The sequence below is a fragment of the Serratia marcescens genome, assembly GCF_029846115.1.
Lineage (GTDB): Bacteria > Pseudomonadota > Gammaproteobacteria > Enterobacterales > Enterobacteriaceae > Serratia > Serratia marcescens_L.
Window position 1 is genome coordinate 1,621,136 of record NZ_JARVZZ010000001.1, and the last position, 20,559, is coordinate 1,641,694.

Genomic DNA, 20,559 nt, shown 5'->3' on the forward strand with positions numbered 1-20,559 from the left:
AGTATGGTGGCTGCCATGACGCAATTATCGTTAAACGACCCCGCTCTTTCAGAACAAGGCAATGAGGATTGGCTGCGCTTCGTCGCGCTGCTGCAGAATTCGTTTGCGCAAGAACTGCATCAGCCGCTGCTGCAACTGATGCTGACGCCGGACGAGCGCACCGCGCTGGGCACCCGGGTGCGGATCATTCAGGAACTGATGCGCGGCGAGATGAGCCAGCGCGAGCTGAAAAATGAACTGGGCGCGGGGATCGCCACCATCACCCGCGGCTCGAACAGCCTGAAAGCGGCTTCACCCGAGCTGAAACAGTGGCTCGAGCAGCAGCTGTTGCATGACGCGCCCTAGCTGGCTCGGTGCTATGTGCTATTGCTGATAGATGGCGTTGTGAAACGGCACCAGCGCCAGCAGCAGCGCCTGGTGGTAAACGCTGGTGCGGCTCAGCTGGCCGTCGGTGAAGACGCCGATGGCGCCGCCCTGGCGCTTCACCTCGGCATTGCCGGTGATCGCCGCCATTTCGCTGCCCAATTCGCGACCGGCGCGAATACCTTGTAAGATGACTTCCGGCAGCATCAGGCTCGCCGAGCGGGATTCGCCGCGGATGTGTGGGTTCTCGATGGTCATCCAGGCGAAGGTCATATTCTCTTCAATCCCGGCTTCCACGCCGACCCAAAAATCGGCCTCGGGCCTGACCTGGCGCGCTTCCATGACGCGTTGACGCGAGCCGGTGCGGGTTTCGTGATTGCCTATCGGCTGCAGCGAGACGCCGCTGGCGACGTCAACGGATTCAATGCGGTATTGGCCTGCGCCAAAGACGTCATCGAAGGCCAGTTGAATAGCCTTGATCTTTGCCGGGTTGGTAGTTGCAGCGACAACATGGTACATAACGGGTTTGATATCCTTCTGGCCGATACGCCGGGCAGCGGCAAAAGCGCCGCCGGGCCGGGGATAAACGCAAATTTCACGCAGTATAACGGAAAACAAAAATGTTACAGGTATACCTCGTTCGCCATGGCGAAACGGAATGGAACGCGGCTCGCCGCATCCAGGGTCAGTCCGACAGCCCGTTAACCGCCATGGGTGAACACCAGGCCCGTCTGGTCGCCAGGCGTGTCAGCAAAGAAGGCATTACGCACATCATTACCAGCGATCTGGGGCGCACGCGCCGCACCGCGCAGATCATCGCCGAAGCCTGTGGCTGCGAAGTGATTGGCGATCCGCGTTTGCGTGAGCTGCACATGGGGGTTCTGGAAGAACGCCTGATCGACAGTTTGACGCCGCAGGAAGAGCAGTGGCGCAAACAGATGGTCGATGGTACTCCTGACGGCCGTATCCCTCAAGGCGAATCCATGGAGGAGCTGGGCGAGCGCATGCGCGCCGCGCTGGAGAGCTGCCTGATGCTGCCGGAAGGCAGCAAGCCGCTGCTCGTCAGTCATGGCATCGCGCTGGGGTGTTTGATCAGTACGGTGCTGGGGCTGCCGGCCTATGCGGAACGCCGCCTGCGTTTGCGCAACTGCTCACTGTCGCGCGTCGATCACCAGCAGAGCCCGTGGCTGGCTTCCGGCTGGATCGTGGAAACGGCGGGCGATGTCACGCATCTGGACATGCCCGCGTTGGATGAACTGCAGCGTTAACGCCGAATCGGGATCAGGTAATCGCACTTGATCTCGATAGGTGCCTGATGCGGACGGCGCTCGCCTTTCGGGTAGAAGCGCTCGATGTCGTGCCCTTTGCGACGTGTCAGCTGGAGCGCCGGCAGGCAGGTGCCGTAGACCGTCAGAATAAAGTCTTGCAGTCCCTCGGTGGGCCCTTCGTAGCTGAACATCGCAAACTCACCGCCCGGCAACACCAGCGGCTGGCCTTCCTGTACCTTGTCAGGCACCTGATCCGGTTCCAGCGCCGTGGTGTACAGCACTTCCTGTTCGTCGTCCTTCTCCTGGCTTGGTCGCGAGTGGTGCAGCCCGTACAGCACCGGCGGCAGGGTTTCGACGTCACCGAGGAACTGACGCCAGAACTGCGAGCGTAGTTCGGTGCGCACCGTGGTGATCTGTTCCAGCGTACAGGAGTAGCTTTGGGTCAGGCCGACCAGATGCTTGTCCGGCAGCGAGACGAATTCCGGTTGCGGCAGGGTGAAGGCCCCCAGACGGATCGGCGGACAGATGCCGAATGCGTTCCAGTCTTCGGCGCGGCGGTACAGCGCCGGCGTTTGCGCAAACTGTTTTTTGAAGGCGCGGGTGAAGGTCTGCTGCGAGTCGAAGCGATATTGCAGGGCAATATCCAAAATCGGCCGGCTGGTCAAACGCAGCGCGACGGCGGCTTTGGACAGCCTTCTTGCCCGGATGTAAGCACCGATGGCATTACCGGTAATATCTTTGAACATCCGTTGCAGATGCCATTTGGAGTAGCCGGCCTTGGCCGCCACGTTATCCAGCGACAAGGGTTGGTCCAAATGGCTTTCCAGCCAGCTAAGCAGATCACGAATGATACCGGCTTGATCCATAGATCTTCCTCGTAAAGCTTGGGGGTAGGAACCCGAACTGTTGATTCGTCACGCTGGTGCTGCGCTATCAGACCGATCCATGAGCCATTATGCGTTGCACTCTTTGCCTCTGCTGCGCATGCCGCGCCAGAGTTGGATTGGGGTACACCGTAGTGGGCGCAAAGAAATAACGACGCCGCATCATAGCAATTTTTTTACTCCGCGACTCTCAAAGATTTTTGTCACGCTCTGTGCTAAAACGGACGGTGCGGACCCGTAAAAAACCGATTCCGTGAGCTTAGACATAAATGATGGCGATCGCCGAACCTATTTTTGCGGCAAAGTTATATCGGAGTTAAGTAAATGAAAAAAGGCTGGATATTTTTATTCGGTTTGGTTTGCGCAACCGTTGGTAGCGCGCAGGCGGAGCAGGTGGGCTCCGTTGATACGGTGTTTAAATTGTTGGGGCCGGACCACAAAATCGTGGTGGAAGCGTTCGACGATCCGGATGTTAAAAATGTAACTTGTTATATCAGCCGCGCCAAAACCGGCGGCATCAAAGGCGGCCTGGGGCTGGCGGAAGACACCGCCGACGCGGCCATTTCCTGCCAGCAGGTGGGGCCTATCGAGCTGAGCGACAAGATCAAAAACGGCAAGGCGGAAGGCGAGGTGGTGTTCCAGAAACGCACCTCGCTGGTGTTCAAGAAGCTGCAGGTGGTACGCTTCTACGACGCCAAGCGCAATTCGCTGATTTACCTGAGCTACTCCGACAAGGTGATCGACGGCTCGCCGAAGAACGCACTGAGCGCGGTGCCGATCATGCCGTGGGCCGAGACGAAATAAAAAAACGGGGTTCAGCATGCTGAACCCCGTTTTCATGACGGCAGGCCGGAATTACTCTTCCAGATCGCCGCAGAAGCGGTAGCCTTCGCCGTGAATGGTGGCGATGATTTCCGGCGTGTCCGGCGTCGATTCGAAGTGTTTGCGAATGCGACGGATGGTGACGTCCACGGTGCGGTCATGCGGCTTCAGCTCGCGGCCGGTCATTTTCTTCAGCAGTTCGCCGCGGGACTGGATCTTGCCCGGGTTTTCGCAGAAGTGCAGCATGGCGCGGAATTCGCTGCGCGGGAGCTTATACTGTTCGCCGGCCGGGCTGATCAGCGAGCGGCTGTTGATGTCCAGCTCCCAACCGTTGAACTTGTAGCTCTCGACCAGGCGGCGTTCTTCGCCGAGGCTGCCCAGGTTCATGGTGCGCGACAGCAGGTTGCGTGCGCGGATGGTCAATTCACGCGGGTTGAACGGCTTGGTGATGTAATCGTCGGCGCCGATTTCCAGGCCGAGGATTTTGTCCACTTCGTTATCGCGACCGGTCAGGAACATCAAGGCGACGCTGGCCTGTTCACGCAGTTCGCGCGCCAACAGCAGGCCGTTTTTGCCTGGCAGGTTGATGTCCATGATGACCAGATTGATATCATTTTCAGACAGGATATTGTGCATCTCAGCACCATCATTGGCTTCATGAACAATGTAGCCTTCCGCCTCGAAAATGCTCTTCAGGGTGTTACGAGTGACTAACTCGTCTTCGACAATCAGAATGTGCGGGGTCTGCATATTTGCTACCTAAAATTGCCAACAAAATAGAAAATAGGAAGTACAGAAGTCTTTGTTTTCTTAGAGGAGGGCAGAGATAGCGCCACGTTCCCTCTCAGCAAATGACTAAAGTACGTAAACTCGTTCTTGATGCACTTTCCATCTCATGTCAACAAGATCGCTAGCCTGGTGGGGATGCTGTTCCCTACAACCCCTGGGGTGCCAAATTGGCGCATATCCTAACCCCATTAACAGCAATATAACAGCGCGTGCCGAATTCATCACCCAACAAAACTACGCTTTGTTGACATATATCAAATTCAATTGTAGCACGTTAACAGATTTGTGAAAAACACTTACAGAAATGCCAGTTTAAGTCACAGAACCTCAAATTCTGTGAACGATTCAGCATTATCCGGCCCGATAGGATACAATTATTCGCTTATTGATCATCGCTTTGTTTTAACTCATTGATAAATAAATGCAGTAAAACATAAGAACGAATAATGACTATTACGACGGGTTTATTAGCTCAACGAGCCGTTTAATCTTGTTTGTTGCTATTAACGCGTTTATTGTTACGCAATTGTAAATATAAGCGGGCGCTGCGCCACCGTCAAAACGCAGGCCCGCCTTCGGTGGAAAAGTGATGCAGCTTCATATTGTTTTAGTGGCTCCGGCGCGGCCGGAAAATGTCGGCGCGGCGGCGCGTGCGATGAAAACCATGGGCTTCACGTCGCTGCGCATCGTCGACAGCGAGGCGCACCTACAGCCGGCGGCACGCTGGGTGGCACACGGTGCCGGCGAGATCCTCGATGGCGTGCAAACGTTCGCCACGCTGGAGCAGGCGCTGGCGGACGTGGATTTCACCGTCGCCACCACCGCTCGCAGCCGCGCGCGTTTTCACTACTACTGCACGCCGCCCGAGCTGCTGGAACAGTTGAGTGAGCGTAAGCAGTGGGTCGGCCAGGCCGCGCTGGTGTTCGGCCGTGAAGATTCCGGCCTGACCAACGAAGAACTGGCGCTGGCGGATTTGCTGACCGGCGTGCCGATGCAGGCAGACTATCCGTCGCTTAACCTGGGCCAGGCGGTGATGGTGTACTGCTACCAACTGGCGAGCTTGATGGGCGTCAGCACGCCGCAGGAAACGGCGGCGTCGGAAGGGCCGCTCAAGGCGCTGCGCCACCGCGCCGATGCCTTGTTGAACGCATTGGATGTCGGCGATGACCAAAAATTGCGCGACTGGCTGCACCAGCGACTCGGCGCACTGCAACAGCGAGATACGGCGATGTTGCATACGCTGCTGCACGACATCGAAAAAAAACTCGCCAAGTGATAGCGGCTCCATCGGACGGTTACCCAGCGTGATCCACTAGTAAATCGGCTTTAAGTTGTTTTTTTGTTCTGTCGTTTTGCTTTTCACCTCCGATATCGCGCAATGTCGCCGCTGAGCGGAAAATAAGCAAAAAAAAGAAATCGTTTGACTTGGGATAGCGATTGCTTTAACCAATAGAGGGGACAGAGTATTTCATGAGACAGACAGACAACATGCGCAATATCAGCCTGAAAACCACAATTATTACCACCACCGATACCACAGGTAACGGGGCGGGCTGACGCGCACAGGAAACACAGAAAAAAGCCCGCACCTAATCAGTGCGGGCTTTTTTTTCGGCTTAAATTCGGAGAGATCACACATGCGAGTGCTGAAATTTGGCGGAACCTCGGTGGCGAATGCAGAACGTTTTCTGCGCGTTGCCGACATCATGGAGAGTAATGCGCGTCAGGGACAGGTAGCCACGGTCTTGTCCGCCCCCGCAAAGATCACCAACCATCTGGTGGCGATGATCGACAAAACGGTGGCGGGTCAGGACATTCTGCCGAATATCAGCGACGCCGAGCGGATCTTTGCCGATCTGCTGAGCGGCCTGGCGCAGGCGCTGCCGGGCTTTGAATACGACAGGCTGAAAGGCGTGGTCGATCAGGAGTTCGCGCAGCTCAAACAGGTGCTGCACGGCGTTTCGCTGCTGGGGCAGTGCCCGGACAGCGTGAACGCGGCGATCATCTGCCGCGGCGAAAAGCTCTCCATCGCCATCATGGAAGGGGTGTTCCGCGCCAAGGGCTATCCGGTCACGGTGATCAACCCGGTAGAGAAGTTGCTGGCGCAGGGACACTACCTGGAGTCTACCGTGGACATCGCCGAGTCCACGCTGCGCATCGCCGCGGCGGCGATCCCGGCCGACCACATCGTGCTGATGGCTGGTTTCACCGCCGGCAACGACAAGGGCGAGCTGGTGGTGCTGGGCCGCAACGGCTCCGACTATTCCGCTGCGGTGCTGGCCGCCTGCCTGCGCGCCGACTGTTGCGAGATCTGGACCGACGTCGACGGCGTGTATACCTGCGATCCGCGCACCGTGCCGGACGCCAGGCTGCTGAAATCGATGTCGTACCAGGAGGCGATGGAGCTCTCCTATTTCGGCGCCAAAGTGCTGCATCCTCGCACCATCACGCCGATTGCCCAGTTCCAAATCCCTTGCCTGATTAAAAACACCTCCAACCCGCAGGCCCCCGGCACGCTGATCGGCAAAGACAGCACCGATGACGCGATGCCGGTGAAAGGCATCACCAACCTGAACAACATGGCGATGATCAACGTCTCCGGCCCGGGCATGAAAGGCATGGTCGGCATGGCCGCGCGGGTGTTCGCCGTGATGTCGCGCGCCGGCATTTCGGTGGTGCTGATCACCCAATCCTCTTCCGAATACAGCATCAGCTTCTGCGTGCCGCAGGGCGAACTGCAGCGCGCCCGCCGCGCGCTGGAGGAGGAGTTCTATCTGGAGTTGAAAGACGGCGTGCTGGATCCGCTGGACGTCATGGAACGCCTGGCGATCATCTCGGTGGTCGGCGACGGCATGCGCACCCTGCGTGGCATCTCCGCGCGCTTCTTCTCCGCGCTGGCGCGCGCCAACATCAATATCGTCGCCATCGCCCAGGGCTCTTCCGAGCGTTCAATTTCGGTGGTGGTCAGCAATGATTCCGCCACCACTGGCGTGCGCGTCAGCCACCAGATGCTGTTCAACACCGATCAGGTGATCGAAGTGTTCGTCATCGGCGTCGGCGGCGTCGGCGGGGCGCTGATCGAGCAAGTCTACCGCCAGCAGCCGTGGCTGAAGCAAAAACATATCGACCTGCGGGTGTGCGGAATCGCCAACTCGCGCGTGATGCTGACCAACGTGCACGGCATCGCGCTGGACAGCTGGCGCGACGAGCTGGCCGGCGCGCAGGAGCCGTTCAATCTCGGCCGCCTGATCCGGCTGGTGAAGGAGTATCACCTGCTGAACCCGGTGATCGTCGACTGTACCTCCAGCCAGGCGGTGGCCGATCAGTATGTGGATTTCCTGGCGGACGGTTTCCATGTGGTGACGCCGAACAAAAAGGCCAACACCTCGTCGATGAACTATTATCAGCAACTGCGCGCGGCGGCCGCCGGTTCGCACCGCAAGTTCCTTTACGACACCAACGTCGGTGCCGGTTTGCCGGTGATTGAGAACCTGCAAAACCTGCTGAACGCCGGCGATGAGCTGGTGCGCTTCTCCGGCATCCTGTCCGGGTCGCTGTCCTTTATCTTCGGCAAGCTGGACGAAGGGCTGTCGCTGTCGGCGGCGACCCTGCAGGCCCGGGCCAACGGCTACACCGAGCCGGATCCGCGCGACGATCTGTCCGGTATGGACGTGGCGCGCAAGCTGCTGATCCTAGCGCGCGAGGCCGGTTACAAGCTGGAGCTGAGCGATATCGAGGTTGAGTCGGTGCTGCCGCCGTCCTTCGACGCGTCGGGCGATGTGGATCAGTTCCTGGCGCGGCTGCCGGAGCTGGATAAAGAGTTCGCGCGCAACGTGGCCAACGCCGCCGAACAAGGCAAGGTGCTGCGCTATGTCGGCCTGATCGACGAAGGGCGCTGCAAGGTGCGCATCGAGGCGGTGGACGGCAACGATCCGTTGTATAAAGTGAAGAACGGCGAGAACGCGCTGGCCTTCTATAGCCGCTATTATCAGCCGCTGCCGCTGGTGCTGCGCGGCTACGGCGCCGGTAACGATGTGACCGCAGCGGGCGTGTTTGCCGATCTGCTGCGCACACTGTCATGGAAGTTGGGAGTTTAATATGGTTAAGGTGTATGCACCGGCCTCGATCGGTAACGTCAGCGTCGGTTTCGATGTGCTGGGCGCGGCGGTTTCGCCGATCGACGGCACGCTGCTGGGCGACTGCGTCAGCGTAGAGGCTGCCGAGACGTTCAGTTTGCAGAATGCCGGGCGCTTCGTCAGCAAGCTGCCGGCCGAGCCGAAAGAGAACATCGTTTATCAATGCTGGGAGCGTTTCTGCCAGGAGATCGGCCGCGAAGTGCCGGTGGCGATGCGGTTGGAAAAGAACATGCCGATCGGATCGGGGCTGGGTTCCAGCGCCTGTTCGGTGGTCGCCGGGCTGATGGCGATGAACGAATTCTGCGATCGGCCGCTGGATAAGACGACGCTGCTCGGCCTGATGGGTGAGCTGGAAGGCCGCATTTCCGGCAGCGTGCATTACGACAACGTGGCGCCATGCTACCTGGGCGGCCTGCAGCTGATGCTGGAAGAAGAAGGCATCATCAGCCAGGAGGTGCCGTGCTTCGACGATTGGTTATGGGTCATGGCCTATCCGGGCATCAAGGTCTCCACCGCCGAAGCGCGCGCCATTTTACCCGCGCAATACCGTCGTCAGGATTGCATCAGCCACGGCCGCTATCTGGCCGGCTTTATCCATGCCTGCCACACCCGGCAGCCGCAGCTGGCCGCCATATTGATGCAGGACGTGATCGCCGAACCGTACCGCACCCGGCTGCTGCCGGGCTTCGCCGAAGCGCGCAAGGCCGCTCAGGACATCGGTGCGCTGGCCTGCGGCATCTCCGGCTCCGGCCCGACGCTGTTCGCCGTCTGTAACGACGGCGCCACCGCGCAACGCATGGCCACCTGGCTGCAACAACACTATCTGCAAAACGACGAAGGTTTTGTTCATATTTGCCGTCTGGATACCGCAGGCGCTCGACTACTGGGATAACGCATGAAACTGTACAACCTTAAGGATCACAACGAGCAGGTGAGCTTCGCGCAGGCGATCAAACAAGGCCTGGGCAAGCAGCAGGGGCTGTTCTTCCCGCTGGAGCTGCCGGAGTTCGAACTGACCGAGATCGACCACCTGCTGGAGCAGGACTTTGTCACCCGCAGCAGCCGCATTCTGTCGGCCTTTATCGGCGAAGAGGTGCCGGAAGCGGCGCTGAAGAAACGCGTGCAGGCCGCCTTTGAGTTCCCGGCGCCGGTGGCGAAGGTGACCGAAGACGTTTCCTGTCTGGAGCTGTTCCACGGCCCGACGCTGGCGTTCAAAGACTTCGGCGGCCGCTTTATGGCGCAGATGCTGGCGGAAGTGGCCGGCGATCAGCCGGTGACCATTTTGACCGCCACCTCCGGCGACACCGGCGCCGCCGTGGCGCACGCCTTCTACGGCCTGAAGAACGTCCGGGTGGTGATCCTCTACCCGCAGGGCAAAATCAGTCCGCTGCAGGAGAAGCTGTTCTGCACCCTGGGCGGCAACATTCACACCGTCGCGATCGACGGCGACTTCGACGCTTGTCAGGCGCTGGTGAAGCAGGCGTTCGACGATCAGGAATTGAAAGACGCGCTGCACCTGAACTCGGCCAACTCGATCAACATCAGCCGTTTGCTGGCGCAGATCTGCTACTACTTCGAAGCGGTGGCGCAGCTGCCGCAGGAAGCGCGCAATCAGCTGGTGATTTCAGTGCCGAGCGGCAACTTCGGCGATCTGACTGCCGGGCTGCTGGCCAAGTCGCTGGGTCTGCCGGTGAAGCGTTTTATCGCCGCCACCAACGCCAACGACACCGTGCCGCGCTTCCTGACCAGCGGCCAGTGGCAGCCGCACGCCACGGTCGCGACGCTGTCCAACGCCATGGACGTCAGCCAGCCAAACAACTGGCCGCGCGTGGAAGAGCTGTTCCGTCGTAAGGTCTGGCAGCTGAAAGAGCTGGGCCACGCGGCCGTCAGCGATGAGACCACCAAGGAAACGATGCGTGAACTGGCCGAACTGGGCTATATCTCCGAACCGCACGCGGCTATTGCCTATCGCGCGCTGCGCGATCAGCTGCAGGAAGGGGAGTTCGGTCTGTTCCTTGGCACCGCGCATCCGGCCAAGTTCAAAGAGAGCGTAGAAGCGATCCTCGGCCAGGCACTGCCGTTGCCGAAAGCGCTGGCGCTGCGGGCCGATCTGCCGCTGCTGTCGCACACGCTGCCGGCCGGCTTCGGTGAGCTGCGCAAGTTCCTGATGGGGCTGCCAGCCTGAGGTTCGGCAGGCTAGAATGCGAAAAGCCGTCTTGCGACGGCTTTTTTTTATGCCTGCTCCGGGCGTTTGAACACCAGTTCATTGCCCTGCGAGGCGGCTTCGTCGAAGACGTAGCCTTCCAGGTTGAAGTCCACCAGCTGCTCGCTGCGCGTCAGGCGGTTCTTGATGATAAAGCGGCTCATCAACCCGCGCGCTTTCTTGGCGTAGAAGCTGATGACCTTGTACTTGCCGTTCTTCTCGTCGAGGAAGATCGGTTTGATCAGCGCGCCGTGCAGTTTGGCCGGTTTCACCGCCTTGAAATACTCGTCGGACGCCAGGTTGACCACCACGTCGTCGCCCTGTTGCTCCAGCGCTTCGTTGAGTTTTTGGGTGACTTTATCCCCCCAGAAGCTGTACAGGTCTTTGCCTTTCGGGTTTTCCAGCTTGATGCCCATCTCCAGCCGGTACGGCATCATCAGATCGAGCGGGCGCAGCACGCCATACAGGCCGGACAGCATGCGCAGATGCTGCTGGGCAAAATCGAAGTCAGCCTCGTTGAAATCCTGCGCCTGCAGGCCGGTGTAAACGTCGCCCTTGAACGCCAGCAGCGCCTGACGGGCATTGTCCGGGGTAAATTTCGGCTGCCACTCGCTAAAGCGCGCGGCGTTCAGCCCGGCCAGCTTGTCACTGATGCTCATCAGGCTGGCGATTTGCGCCGGCGTCAGCTCGCGGCAAATTTTGATCAGCTGTTTCGACTTGTCCAGCAGTTCGGGCTGCGTGAAGCGTTCTGTCGCCAGCGGGCTGTCGTAATCGAGAGTTTTTGCAGGGGAAATAATAACGAGCATGGCCAGATCCTGTTTATCCAAGTGCGGATACTGTAGCAAAAAGCGCGGGAAAAAGGGGCAATCGGTCCAATAGGCAGGGGCGCGTATTGCACGCGCCCCGGAAAACTCAGCGCGGCGGCTTTTGGTCGTCCCACACGCCCGGCTCCAGCTGCGACTTCAGCTCCGGATAACGGTTGGCGTCGAAGGTCGGCAGCTTGCCCAGGCGGCGTTGGCGATGGTAATCGTCGGCCAGCTTCAGCGCCACCCGCGACAGCAGCAGGATCGCCGTCAGGTTGGTGATTGCCATCAGCGCCATGGAGGTATCCGCCATTTTCCACACCAGCGGCAGCTCCGCCAGCGCGCCGAACATCACCATGCCCAACGCCACGCAGCGGAAAATCAGCAGGCCACCCGGATGGTTGTGCTCGAGGAACACCAGGTTGCTCTCGGCATAGGCATAGTTGGCGATGATCGAGGTGAAGGCGAAGAAGAAAATGGCGATGGCGACGAACGGCGCTCCCCAGCTGCCGACGGCGGTCGACAGCGCGCGCTGGGTCAGATCGATGCCGCTGATGCTGTCGGTCGGCTGATCGAGTATGCCGGAAGAGAGGATGATCGCCGCAGTGGCGCTGCAGATAACGATGGTATCGATAAACACCCCGAGCATTTGCACGTAGCCTTGCGAAGCCGGATGCGGCGGATAAGGCGAGGCGGACGCCGCCGCGTTGGGCGCCGAGCCCATGCCGGCTTCGTTGGAGAACAGGCCGCGCTGCACGCCCTGGGTCATCGCCTGGGAGATGCCGTAACCGACGGCGCCGGCCGCGGCTTCCTGCAGGCCGAAGGCGCTTTTGAAGATCAGCGCCAGGATCGCCGGCATGTGTTCGATGTTATGGCCAATCACCCAGAGGGCCAACAACAGGTAGGCGCCGGCCATCAGCGGCACCACCAGCTCGGCCACTTTGGCGATGGAACGGATGCCGCCAAAGATCACCACGCCGCTCAGCAGCACCAGGCCGATGCCGACGTGCAGCGGCTGCAAATGGAAGGCGACGGCGGAGGCCTGGGCGATGGAGTTGGCCTGCACGGCGTTGAACACCAGACCGAACGCGATGATCAGAAAGATCGAGAACAGCACGCCCATCCAGCGCATGCCGAGGCCTTTTTCCATGTAGTAGGCCGGGCCGCCGCGGTAGTTGCCGTTATCGTCTTTGGTTTTGTAGAGCTGCGCCAGCGAGCTTTCGACAAATGAAGTGGCCATACCGATAAACGCCACCGCCCACATCCAGAAGATGGCGCCGGGGCCGCCGGCGGTCAGGGCGATGGCGACGCCGGTCAGGTTGCCGGTGCCGACGCGCGCCGCCAACGTGGTGCACAGCGCCTGGAAAGAGGAGATGCCGGCGCTGTCGCTTTTATTGCTGTTTTTCAACACCGAGAACATGTGGCTGAAGTGGCGGAGCTGGATAAAGCGGGTGCGCAACGTGAAGTAGATGCCGGTGCCGAGCAGCAGATAAATCAGCACCGACCCCCACAAAATATTGTTTATAAAGTTCATCAGGTCCGTCAAGGGATCCCTCCTCTTATCGAAATTTAATGCGCACCTTGCAGCATCCACCGCAGGTGAAAAACATTGGCCTATTTTTTACAAGAGCTTAGCTGGAATTGGTCCGGCGTCAGTCGATTAAGATTTTTCGCAGATTAGCGGCCGAATTGCATCAATTTTTTCGAATTTAACATAATTTATTCGGACAATAGCACGTTATTGCCTTTCCATCCGCTCGGTTATGGCGAAAGATATCGGCGTAAACGGTTGCTCGCCCAAGGATAAAACAGATGCTTGCGCGCCGCGGTTTTCCAGCCTTGCACCGGGCTTGGCGCATGTTATTATCAAGGGAGGGCATGGTTGAACAATGCCAAAAGTTCATGCACAAACGATGAGATAATGCCAACATGACCGACAAATTAACTTCCCTGCGCCAGTTGACCACTGTGGTTGCAGATACGGGTGATATCGCGGCAATGAAGCTGTATCAACCGCAGGACGCCACAACCAACCCTTCGCTGATCCTCAATGCAGCCCAAATTCCTGAATACCGCAAACTGATTGACGAAGCCATCGCCTGGGCGCGCGGCCAGAGCAGCGATCGCGAGCAGCAGATCGCCGACGCCGCCGACAAGCTGGCGGTCAACATCGGTCTGGAAATCCTCAAACTGGTTCCGGGCCGCATCTCCACCGAAGTGGATGCACGCCTGTCTTACGACACCGTCGCCAGCGTGGCCAAAGCCAAGCGCCTGATCAAACTGTACAACGAAGCCGGCATCAGCAACGATCGCATTCTGATCAAACTGGCCTCGACCTGGCAGGGCATCCGCGCGGCGGAGCAGCTGGAGAAAGAAGGCATCAACTGTAATCTGACGCTGCTGTTCTCCTTCGCTCAGGCTCGCGCCTGTGCCGAAGCCGGCGTTTACCTGATCTCGCCGTTCGTCGGCCGTATCCTCGACTGGTACAAAGCCAACGGCGACAAGAAAGAGTTCGCCCCGCACGAAGATCCGGGCGTGATCTCCGTGACCGAAATTTACCAGTACTACAAACAGCACGGTTACAACACCGTGGTGATGGGCGCCAGCTTCCGTAACGTCGGCGAAATCATCGAACTGGCCGGCTGTGACCGCCTGACCATCGCCCCTGCGCTGCTGAAAGAGCTGGCGGAGAGTGAAGGCGCGCTGGAGCGCAAACTGTCTTACACCGGTGAAGTGAAGGCGCGTCCTGCCGCACTGACTGAACCTGAGTTCTACTGGCAGCACAACCAGGATCCGATGGCGGTTGAGAAACTGACCGACGGCATCCGCAAGTTCGCCGTAGACCAGGGCAAACTGGAAAAAATGATCGCCGACCTGCTGTAATTCCCGCAGATCGCGCAGTAAAAAGGTGGCTTAGGCCACCTTTTTTTATGCCTGACGCACCCGCCGGCGGGGGAAGCCCTTATACTCTCGGCAATGACAACAGAACGGGAGATGAACCCGTTCGGACCCCATCAGGCTGTAGAGGTTACGCATGGATATTTTACGTATTGGTTTGGTTTCCGTTTCCGACCGCGCTTCCGGCGGCGTTTATCAGGATAAAGGCATCCCGGCGCTGGAAGAGTGGCTGAGCGGCGCGCTGGCGACGCCGTTCAAGCTGGAAACCCGGTTGATCCCCGATGAGCAGACGCAAATTGAACAGACGCTGTGCGAACTGGTGGACGAAATGGGCTGCCATTTGGTGCTGACCACCGGCGGCACCGGGCCGGCGCGCCGCGATGTCACCCCCGATGCCACGCTGGCGATCGCCGATCGCGTGATGCCCGGCTTCGGCGAGCAAATGCGTCAGATCAGCCTACACTATGTGCCAACGGCAATTCTTTCTCGCCAGGTGGGGGCGATCCGCAAACAGGCGTTGATCATCAACCTGCCCGGCCAGCCGAAGTCGATCAGGGAAACGCTGGAAGGGGTAAAGGATGAGCAGGGCAATGCGGTGGTGCACGGCATCTTCGCCAGCGTGCCTTATTGCATTCAACTGCTCGATGGGCCTTACGTCGAAACGCACGCCGCGGTGGTAGCAGCATTTCGGCCAAAGAGCGCGCGTCGCGAGATAAACCTCTAAATTTCAGCGTTCTGCGAGATCGGCTTCAGCCCGTCTGGTGTGAAAATAATTTGCCGCTATAGTAAGGATTCTTTTACAGAAAGCCTGCGGCTTTTATTTTACAGCCTTTACCGACGGTGCCCTATGCCTCACGACAATAATCGCCGGCTGAACCGGCAAGACTACAAAACGCTGACGTTGGCCGCGTTGGGCGGTGCGCTGGAGTTTTACGACTTCATCATCTTCGTGTTCTTCGCCGCCGTGGTCGGCGATCTGTTCTTCCCGGCGGACATGCCGGAGTGGCTGCGGCTGGTGCAAACCTTCGGCATCTTTGCCGCCGGCTATCTGGCCCGCCCGCTGGGTGGCATCGTGATGGCACACTTCGGCGATCTGGTTGGCCGCAAGAAGATGTTTACCCTGAGTATTCTGCTGATGGCGTTGCCGACGCTGGCGATGGGCCTGCTGCCGACCTACGCCAGCATCGGCATCGCTGCGCCGCTGTTGCTGCTGCTGATGCGCGTACTGCAGGGCGCGGCGATCGGCGGTGAGGTGCCGGGCGCCTGGGTCTTCGTCGCTGAACACGTGCCGCGCCGGCGCATCGGCTTCGCCTGCGGCACGCTGACCGCCGGGCTGACGGTGGGCATCCTGTTGGGGTCGGTGGTGGCGACGGTGATCAATACTACGCTCAGCCCGCAGAGCATCGCCGGCGGCGGCTGGCGCATTCCTTTCCTGTTGGGCGGCATGTTCGGCCTGGTGGCGATGTACCTGCGCCGCTGGCTGCAGGAAACGCCGATCTTCATCGAAATGCAGGCGCGTAAAGCGCTGGCCGAGGAGCTGCCGCTGAAATCGGTGGTGCTCAACCACAAACGGGAAGTGGCGGTGTCGATGCTGCTGACCTGGCTGCTCTCCGCCGGTATCGTGGTGGTGATCCTGATGACCCCGACCTATCTGCAAAAACAGTTCGGCATTGCGCCGGCCTTGACGCTGCAGGCCAACAGCATCGCCACCATCATGCTGATCGCCGGCTGCATCGTCGCCGGTTTGTCGGCCGATCGCTTCGGCGCCAGCAAAACGCTGGTGGTCGGCAGTGTGCTGCTGGCCGGCTGCAGCTGGCTGTTCTATCAGACGGTGGGCGTACACCCGGAAATGCTGTTCGCCTGCTATGCCCTGGTGGGGTTCAGCGTTGGCGTGGTGGGGGCCGTGCCGTACGTGATGGTGCGGGCGTTCCCGGCGGAAGTGCGGTTTACCGGCATCTCGTTCTCATATAACGTCTCGTACGCTATTTTTGGCGGTTTAACCCCTATTTTTGTGACGCTGATCATGAAATTGACCCCGTTAGCACCCGCTTACTACGTGTTGGCGCTGTCGCTCATCGGGCTGTTGCTCGGTGTCTACCTGCATCGCGATCTGAACAGCGAAGCCGGGGAGCGGCGAGCCGATTCCTACAGCTAAAAAAAAGCCCTGCACTGCAGGGCTTTTCGTCAGGGAAGGGCGATTACGCCGTGACCGGTGAGGCCGCGACGCGGGCCGGGGCCGGCTCGCCAATCGGCAGCACGGTGCGACCGTATTGCTCGTTGAGCACTTCGGCCATCGCCAGGTAGATGGCGCTGGCGCCGCAGATGATGCCCTCATAACCGGCGAAGGTCAGCAGCGCGTGGTTGCCGGTGATGTTGCCGACGGCCAGCAGGGCGAACAGCAGCGTCAGGCTGGCGAACACGAACTGCAGCACGCGGTTGGCGCCCAGGGTGCCGAAGAACATGAACAGGGTGAAGATGCCCCACAGCGCCAGGTAGATGCCCAGCACGTGCGCCTCGGTGGCTTCAGCCAGGCCCAGACGTGGCAGCAGCAGCAGGCCGACCAGGCTCAGCCAGAAGCTGCCGTAGGCGGTGAATGCGGTCATGCCGAAGGTGTTGCCTTTCTTGTATTCCAGCAGACCGGCCAGGATCTGGGCCAGGCCACCGAAGAAAATCCCCATGCTGATGATGGCGGAGTTCAGTGGGAAAAAGCCCGCGTTGTGCAGGTTCAGCAAGACGGTGGTCATCCCGAAGCCCATCAGGCCGAGAGGGCCGGGATTCGCCAACTTGTTGGTGTGCATAAGTCCTCTGCGATAACAGAAAATTAACGGAAACAGCGAAGTAATATAATAAATGGTCTGAATGGCCAAAAAATCGAAGTTTTCCACCAGAGCGCGCGCATCATAATGATCCCCGCAGCCGGAAACAATGATCTGAATGACGATAAAAAAAGAAATTTTTTTCGCCTTGCCCCTTGATGCCGGATTGGATGGCCCCATCTTATTTGCAACCGCAGTTGCTAACCGCGGGTCGCACTGAGATATCGGGCAGTTGAAAAGCAAAAAATCGCCCGCATATAGGTTAGCAACCTGACTGATTATGAATTTTTTAGTGGAGACGTTTAGATGGGCAAAATTATTGGTATCGACCTGGGTACGACCAACTCTTGCGTAGCAATTATGGATGGTGCCAAGGCACGCGTGCTGGAAAACGCCGAGGGCGACCGCACCACTCCTTCTATTATCGCATATACCCAGGACGGTGAAACTCTGGTTGGCCAGCCGGCTAAGCGTCAGGCAGTGACCAACCCTGAAAACACCCTGTTCGCCATCAAGCGCCTGATCGGTCGCCGCTTCCAGGATGAAGAAGCGCAGCGCGACAAAGCGATCATGCCGTACAAAATCGTCGAAGCCGACAACGGCGACGCCTGGCTGGAAGTGAAAGGCCAGAAAATGGCTCCGCCGCAGATCTCTGCGGAAGTGCTGAAAAAAATGAAGAAAACGGCGGAAGATTACCTGGGCGAACCGGTAACTGAAGCGGTTATCACCGTACCGGCTTACTTCAACGACGCCCAGCGTCAGGCGACCAAAGACGCCGGCCGCATCGCGGGTCTGGAAGTCAAGCGCATCATCAACGAACCGACCGCTGCAGCCCTGGCCTACGGCCTGGACAAAGAAGTCGGCAACCGCACCATCGCGGTTTATGACCTGGGCGGCGGTACTTTCGATATCTCCATCATCGAAATCGACGACGTTGACGGCGAAAAAACCTTCGAAGTGCTGGCGACCAACGGTGACACCCACCTGGGTGGCGAAGACTTCGACAGCCGTCTGATCAACTACCTGGTGGAAGAGTTCAAGAAAGATCAGGGTATCGATCTGCGCAACGATCCGCTGGCGATGCAGCGTCTGAAAGAAGCCGCTGAGAAAGCGAAGATTGAGCTGTCTTCTGCTCAGCAGACCGACGTTAACCTGCCGTACATCACTGCAGACGCGACCGGTCCAAAACACATGAACATCAAAGTGACTCGCGCCAAACTCGAGTCGCTGGTTGAAGATCTGGTTGCGCGCTCTATCGAGCCGCTGAAAGTGGCGCTGAAAGACGCAGGCCTGTCGGTTTCCGACATTCAGGACGTGATCCTGGTGGGCGGCCAGACCCGTATGCCAATGGTGCAGAAGAAAGTCGCAGACTTCTTCGGCAAAGAACCGCGTAAAGACGTGAACCCGGACGAAGCGGTTGCCGTAGGCGCTGCGGTACAGGGCGGCGTGTTGGCCGGTGATGTGAAGGACGTTCTGCTGCTGGACGTGACCCCGCTGTCGCTGGGTATCGAAACCATGGGCAGCGTGATGACGCCGCTGATCACCAAAAACACCACAATCCCGACCAAGCACAGCCAGGTGTTCTCTACTGCGGAAGACAACCAGTCTGCAGTAACCATCCACGTGCTGCAGGGTGAGCGTAAGCGCGCCAGCGATAACAAATCTCTGGGCCAGTTCAACCTGGACGGCATTCAGGCGGCACCGCGCGGCATGGCGCAGATCGAAGTGACCTTCGATATCGATGCCGACGGCATCCTGCACGTGTCTGCCAAAGACAAGAACACCGGTCGTGAGCAGAAGATCACCATCAAGGCATCTTCTGGCCTGAACGAAGACGAAATCCAGAAAATGGTGCGCGATGCCGAGCTGAACGCTGAAGCTGACCGCAAGTTCGAAGAGCTGGTACAGACGCGTAACCAGGCGGATCACCTGATCCACGGCACTCGCAAGCAGCTGGAAGAAGCGGGCGACAAACTGCCGGCGGAAGATAAAACGGCGATCGAAGCGGCGCTGAAAGATCTGGAAGCAGCGGTGAAAGGCGAAGATAAAGCCGAGATCGAAGCGAAGACTCAGGCTCTGGTGCAGGTTTCCGGCAAACTGCTGGAAATGGCTCAGGCGCAGCAGGCTCAGCAGGGTGCTGACGCCGGCGCGGACAACGCGGCGCAGAAAGACGACGACGTGGTTGATGCCGAGTTTGAAGAAGTTAAAGACAAAAAATAATCGCCCTTAAGCGGGCACGGGGCGGCCGAGGTGCCGCTCCCGGAAACCAGCACGGGCGTCGAGGCAACTCTGCGCCCGTGCACGCATGTTAAGGGTAAGCGAAAGAATGGCGAAGAAAGACTATTACGAGATTCTCGGCGTCAGCAAGACGGCGGATGAACGTGAGATCAAAAAGGCGTACAAACGCCTGGCGATGAAATACCATCCTGACCGCAACCAGGAGCAAGACGCCGAAACCAAGTTTAAAGAAGTTAAAGAAGCTTACGAAGTCCTGACCGACGACCAGAAACGCGCAGCCTACGATCAGTACGGGCACGCGGCCTTTGAACAGGGCGGCATGGGCGGCGGCGGCTTTGGCGGCGGCGCCGACTTCAGCGATATCTTTGGCGACGTGTTTGGCGACATCTTCGGCGGAGGCCGCCGTCAGCGTGCCAGCCGCGGTTCCGATCTGCGCTATAACATGGAGCTGACCCTCGAGGAAGCGGTACGTGGCGTCACCAAAGAGATCCGCATCCCGACGCTGGAAGAGTGCGACGTCTGCCACGGCAGCGGCGCCAAGCCGGGCAGCTCGCCGGTCACCTGCCCAACCTGTCACGGTCAGGGACAGGTGCAGATGCGTCAGGGCTTCTTCACCGTGCAGCAGGCGTGTCCGCACTGCCATGGCCGCGGTCAGATCATCAAAGATCCGTGCAACAAGTGCCATGGCCACGGCCGGGTAGAAAAATCCAAAACGCTGTCGGTGAAAATTCCGGCCGGCGTCGATACCGGCGACCGCATCCGCCTGGCGGGTGAAGGCGAAGCCGGCGAGCACGGCGCACCGGCGGGCGATCTGTACGTTCAGGTGCAGGTGAAGGCGCACCCGATCTTCGAGCGCGAAGGCAACAACCTGTACTGTGAAGTGCCGATCAACTTCGCCATGGCGGCGCTGGGCGGCGAGATCGAAGTGCCGACGCTGGACGGCCGGGTAAAACTGAAGGTGCCTTCGGAGACCCAAACCGGCAAGCTGTTCCGCATGCGCGGCAAGGGTGTGAAATCGGTGCGTGGCGGCAGTCAGGGCGACCTGCTGTGCCGCGTAGTGGTGGAAACCCCGGTCAATCTGAACGACAAGCAGAAGCAGCTGCTGCGTGAGTTGGAAGAGAGCTTGGGCGGCCCATCCGGCGACAAGAACAGCCCGCGTTCGAAGAGCTTCTTCGACGGAGTGAAAAAGTTCTTTGACGACCTGACTCGCTAACCTGCTGTTTCTGTTGGTTTATGTTGGAACCCCGGGCGCCTGTCCCGGGGTTTTTATTTACTCGCCACAACGCTAATTCCCTAATAATAATGTGATTTACTCGTGCTTTTGATCGGTTTTTTCGAG

The 20,559-nt window shown here is 59.0% G+C and carries 19 protein-coding genes and 1 other annotated feature; of the genes, 13 read left to right on the forward strand and 6 right to left on the reverse strand.

Annotated features, from left to right (window positions below; genetic code table 11):
- Positions 1-15: 15 nt before the first annotated feature.
- Positions 16-345, forward strand: coding sequence for a trp operon repressor (gene trpR / locus QDT79_RS07495; RefSeq protein WP_004933017.1), 330 nt, complete (start codon positions 16-18; stop codon positions 343-345).
- An 18-nt stretch (positions 346-363) separates the two neighbouring features.
- Here trpR and yjjX read toward each other — a convergent pair whose 3' ends face one another.
- Entirely contained in the window at positions 364-882 is a 519-nt protein-coding gene (gene yjjX / locus QDT79_RS07500) for an inosine/xanthosine triphosphatase (RefSeq protein WP_063991453.1), read from the reverse strand.
- 101 nt (positions 883-983) lie between these two features.
- On the opposite strand from yjjX, the gene gpmB reads away from it, so the two are divergent.
- Positions 984-1,631: a 2,3-diphosphoglycerate-dependent phosphoglycerate mutase GpmB gene (gene gpmB / locus QDT79_RS07505; protein WP_025305227.1), complete on the forward strand. Its 648-nt coding sequence runs from the start codon at positions 984-986 to the stop codon at positions 1,629-1,631.
- On the opposite strand, the gene robA is transcribed toward gpmB, so the two are convergent.
- A complete protein-coding gene (gene robA, locus QDT79_RS07510; protein ID WP_033641224.1) occupies positions 1,628-2,497 on the reverse strand; it encodes an MDR efflux pump AcrAB transcriptional activator RobA in 870 nt (289 codons plus the stop codon). The two genes, gpmB and robA, sit on opposite strands and share 4 nt — an antisense overlap.
- Positions 2,498-2,839: 342 nt before the next feature.
- Between robA and creA the strand changes: the two genes are divergently transcribed.
- Positions 2,840-3,319 carry a protein CreA gene (gene creA / locus QDT79_RS07515; protein ID WP_033652887.1) on the forward strand — a complete coding sequence of 160 codons (480 nt, stop codon included), beginning with the start codon at positions 2,840-2,842 and terminating at the stop codon, positions 3,317-3,319.
- 51 nt (positions 3,320-3,370) lie between these two features.
- Here creA and arcA read toward each other — a convergent pair whose 3' ends face one another.
- Entirely contained in the window at positions 3,371-4,087 is a 717-nt protein-coding gene (arcA, locus tag QDT79_RS07520) for a two-component system response regulator ArcA (protein ID WP_004933003.1), read from the reverse strand.
- A 628-nt stretch (positions 4,088-4,715) separates the two neighbouring features.
- On the opposite strand from arcA, the gene QDT79_RS07525 reads away from it, so the two are divergent.
- The 5 genes from QDT79_RS07525 (at position 4,716) to thrC (ending at position 10,447) form a co-directional block, all read left to right on the forward strand.
- Positions 4,716-5,402 (forward strand): tRNA/rRNA methyltransferase, encoded by a 687-nt coding sequence (locus QDT79_RS07525; protein ID WP_107226734.1) that lies wholly within the window; start codon positions 4,716-4,718, stop codon positions 5,400-5,402.
- Between the two features lie 212 nt (positions 5,403-5,614).
- On the forward strand, positions 5,615-5,683 hold the full coding sequence (gene thrL, locus QDT79_RS07530; protein ID WP_086581142.1) for a thr operon leader peptide: 69 nt from the start codon (positions 5,615-5,617) through the stop codon (positions 5,681-5,683).
- Positions 5,622-5,739 (forward strand) — a sequence feature (Thr leader region). It overlaps the preceding gene by 62 nt.
- Positions 5,740-5,763: 24 nt before the next feature.
- Complete coding sequence (gene thrA, locus QDT79_RS07535; RefSeq protein WP_063991451.1) at positions 5,764-8,223, forward strand: bifunctional aspartate kinase/homoserine dehydrogenase I; 2,460 nt, start codon at positions 5,764-5,766, stop codon at positions 8,221-8,223.
- Between the two features lies 1 nt (position 8,224).
- Positions 8,225-9,154, forward strand: coding sequence for a homoserine kinase (gene thrB / locus QDT79_RS07540; RefSeq protein ID WP_308316362.1), 930 nt, complete (start codon positions 8,225-8,227; stop codon positions 9,152-9,154).
- A gap of 3 nt (positions 9,155-9,157) precedes the next feature.
- Positions 9,158-10,447, forward strand: coding sequence for a threonine synthase (gene thrC, locus QDT79_RS07545; protein ID WP_107226736.1), 1,290 nt, complete (start codon positions 9,158-9,160; stop codon positions 10,445-10,447).
- A gap of 47 nt (positions 10,448-10,494) precedes the next feature.
- Here the strand turns inward: thrC and yaaA are convergent, their stop codons facing one another.
- Positions 10,495-11,271, reverse strand: coding sequence for a peroxide stress protein YaaA (yaaA, locus tag QDT79_RS07550; protein ID WP_063991448.1), 777 nt, complete (start codon positions 11,269-11,271; stop codon positions 10,495-10,497).
- Positions 11,272-11,377: 106 nt separating this feature from the next.
- Positions 11,378-12,814 (reverse strand): alanine/glycine:cation symporter family protein, encoded by a 1,437-nt coding sequence (locus tag QDT79_RS07555; RefSeq protein WP_107226737.1) that lies wholly within the window; start codon positions 12,812-12,814, stop codon positions 11,378-11,380.
- 383 nt (positions 12,815-13,197) lie between these two features.
- Here QDT79_RS07555 and tal point away from each other — a divergent pair, with 383 nt between their 5' ends.
- The 3 genes from tal to QDT79_RS07570 all read left to right on the forward strand — a co-directional run bounded on the left by tal (position 13,198) and on the right by QDT79_RS07570 (position 16,321).
- Positions 13,198-14,151, forward strand: a complete 954-nt coding sequence (gene tal / locus QDT79_RS07560) for a transaldolase (protein ID WP_004932982.1) — start codon at positions 13,198-13,200, stop codon at positions 14,149-14,151.
- Between the two features lie 151 nt (positions 14,152-14,302).
- Complete coding sequence (mog, locus tag QDT79_RS07565) at positions 14,303-14,890, forward strand: molybdopterin adenylyltransferase (RefSeq protein ID WP_063991446.1); 588 nt, start codon at positions 14,303-14,305, stop codon at positions 14,888-14,890.
- 123 nt (positions 14,891-15,013) lie between these two features.
- The gene (locus QDT79_RS07570) at positions 15,014-16,321 is read left to right on the forward strand and encodes an MFS transporter (protein ID WP_107226738.1); all 1,308 of its coding nucleotides are present in this window, start codon (positions 15,014-15,016) and stop codon (positions 16,319-16,321) included.
- A 43-nt stretch (positions 16,322-16,364) separates the two neighbouring features.
- Here the strand turns inward: QDT79_RS07570 and satP are convergent, their stop codons facing one another.
- Positions 16,365-16,964 (reverse strand): acetate uptake transporter, encoded by a 600-nt coding sequence (gene satP / locus QDT79_RS07575; RefSeq protein WP_149558902.1) that lies wholly within the window; start codon positions 16,962-16,964, stop codon positions 16,365-16,367.
- Between the two features lie 324 nt (positions 16,965-17,288).
- Here satP and dnaK point away from each other — a divergent pair, with 324 nt between their 5' ends.
- Both dnaK and dnaJ read left to right on the forward strand, forming a co-directional pair.
- Positions 17,289-19,202 carry a molecular chaperone DnaK gene (dnaK, locus tag QDT79_RS07580; RefSeq protein WP_004932972.1) on the forward strand — a complete coding sequence of 638 codons (1,914 nt, stop codon included), beginning with the start codon at positions 17,289-17,291 and terminating at the stop codon, positions 19,200-19,202.
- A 106-nt stretch (positions 19,203-19,308) separates the two neighbouring features.
- Positions 19,309-20,433: a molecular chaperone DnaJ gene (dnaJ, locus tag QDT79_RS07585; RefSeq protein ID WP_004932969.1), complete on the forward strand. Its 1,125-nt coding sequence runs from the start codon at positions 19,309-19,311 to the stop codon at positions 20,431-20,433.
- The last annotated feature ends 126 nt before the right edge of the window (positions 20,434-20,559 follow it).

What these genes read in the sequence shown, in the direction of transcription:
- trpR (WP_004933017.1), top strand. Translation starts at nt 16, where the DNA reads ATGACGCAATTATCGTTAAACGACCCCGCTCTTTCAGAACAAGGCAAT.
- yjjX (WP_063991453.1), bottom strand. Translation starts at nt 882, where the DNA reads ATGTACCATGTTGTCGCTGCAACTACCAACCCGGCAAAGATCAAGGCT.
- gpmB (WP_025305227.1), top strand. Translation starts at nt 984, where the DNA reads ATGTTACAGGTATACCTCGTTCGCCATGGCGAAACGGAATGGAACGCG.
- robA (WP_033641224.1), bottom strand. Translation starts at nt 2,497, where the DNA reads ATGGATCAAGCCGGTATCATTCGTGATCTGCTTAGCTGGCTGGAAAGC.
- creA (WP_033652887.1), top strand. Translation starts at nt 2,840, where the DNA reads ATGAAAAAAGGCTGGATATTTTTATTCGGTTTGGTTTGCGCAACCGTT.
- arcA (WP_004933003.1), bottom strand. Translation starts at nt 4,087, where the DNA reads ATGCAGACCCCGCACATTCTGATTGTCGAAGACGAGTTAGTCACTCGT.
- QDT79_RS07525 (WP_107226734.1), top strand. Translation starts at nt 4,716, where the DNA reads ATGCAGCTTCATATTGTTTTAGTGGCTCCGGCGCGGCCGGAAAATGTC.
- thrA (WP_063991451.1), top strand. Translation starts at nt 5,764, where the DNA reads ATGCGAGTGCTGAAATTTGGCGGAACCTCGGTGGCGAATGCAGAACGT.
- thrB (WP_308316362.1), top strand. Translation starts at nt 8,225, where the DNA reads ATGGTTAAGGTGTATGCACCGGCCTCGATCGGTAACGTCAGCGTCGGT.
- thrC (WP_107226736.1), top strand. Translation starts at nt 9,158, where the DNA reads ATGAAACTGTACAACCTTAAGGATCACAACGAGCAGGTGAGCTTCGCG.
- yaaA (WP_063991448.1), bottom strand. Translation starts at nt 11,271, where the DNA reads ATGCTCGTTATTATTTCCCCTGCAAAAACTCTCGATTACGACAGCCCG.
- tal (WP_004932982.1), top strand. Translation starts at nt 13,198, where the DNA reads ATGACCGACAAATTAACTTCCCTGCGCCAGTTGACCACTGTGGTTGCA.
- mog (WP_063991446.1), top strand. Translation starts at nt 14,303, where the DNA reads ATGGATATTTTACGTATTGGTTTGGTTTCCGTTTCCGACCGCGCTTCC.
- QDT79_RS07570 (WP_107226738.1), top strand. Translation starts at nt 15,014, where the DNA reads ATGCCTCACGACAATAATCGCCGGCTGAACCGGCAAGACTACAAAACG.
- satP (WP_149558902.1), bottom strand. Translation starts at nt 16,964, where the DNA reads ATGCACACCAACAAGTTGGCGAATCCCGGCCCTCTCGGCCTGATGGGC.
- dnaK (WP_004932972.1), top strand. Translation starts at nt 17,289, where the DNA reads ATGGGCAAAATTATTGGTATCGACCTGGGTACGACCAACTCTTGCGTA.
- dnaJ (WP_004932969.1), top strand. Translation starts at nt 19,309, where the DNA reads ATGGCGAAGAAAGACTATTACGAGATTCTCGGCGTCAGCAAGACGGCG.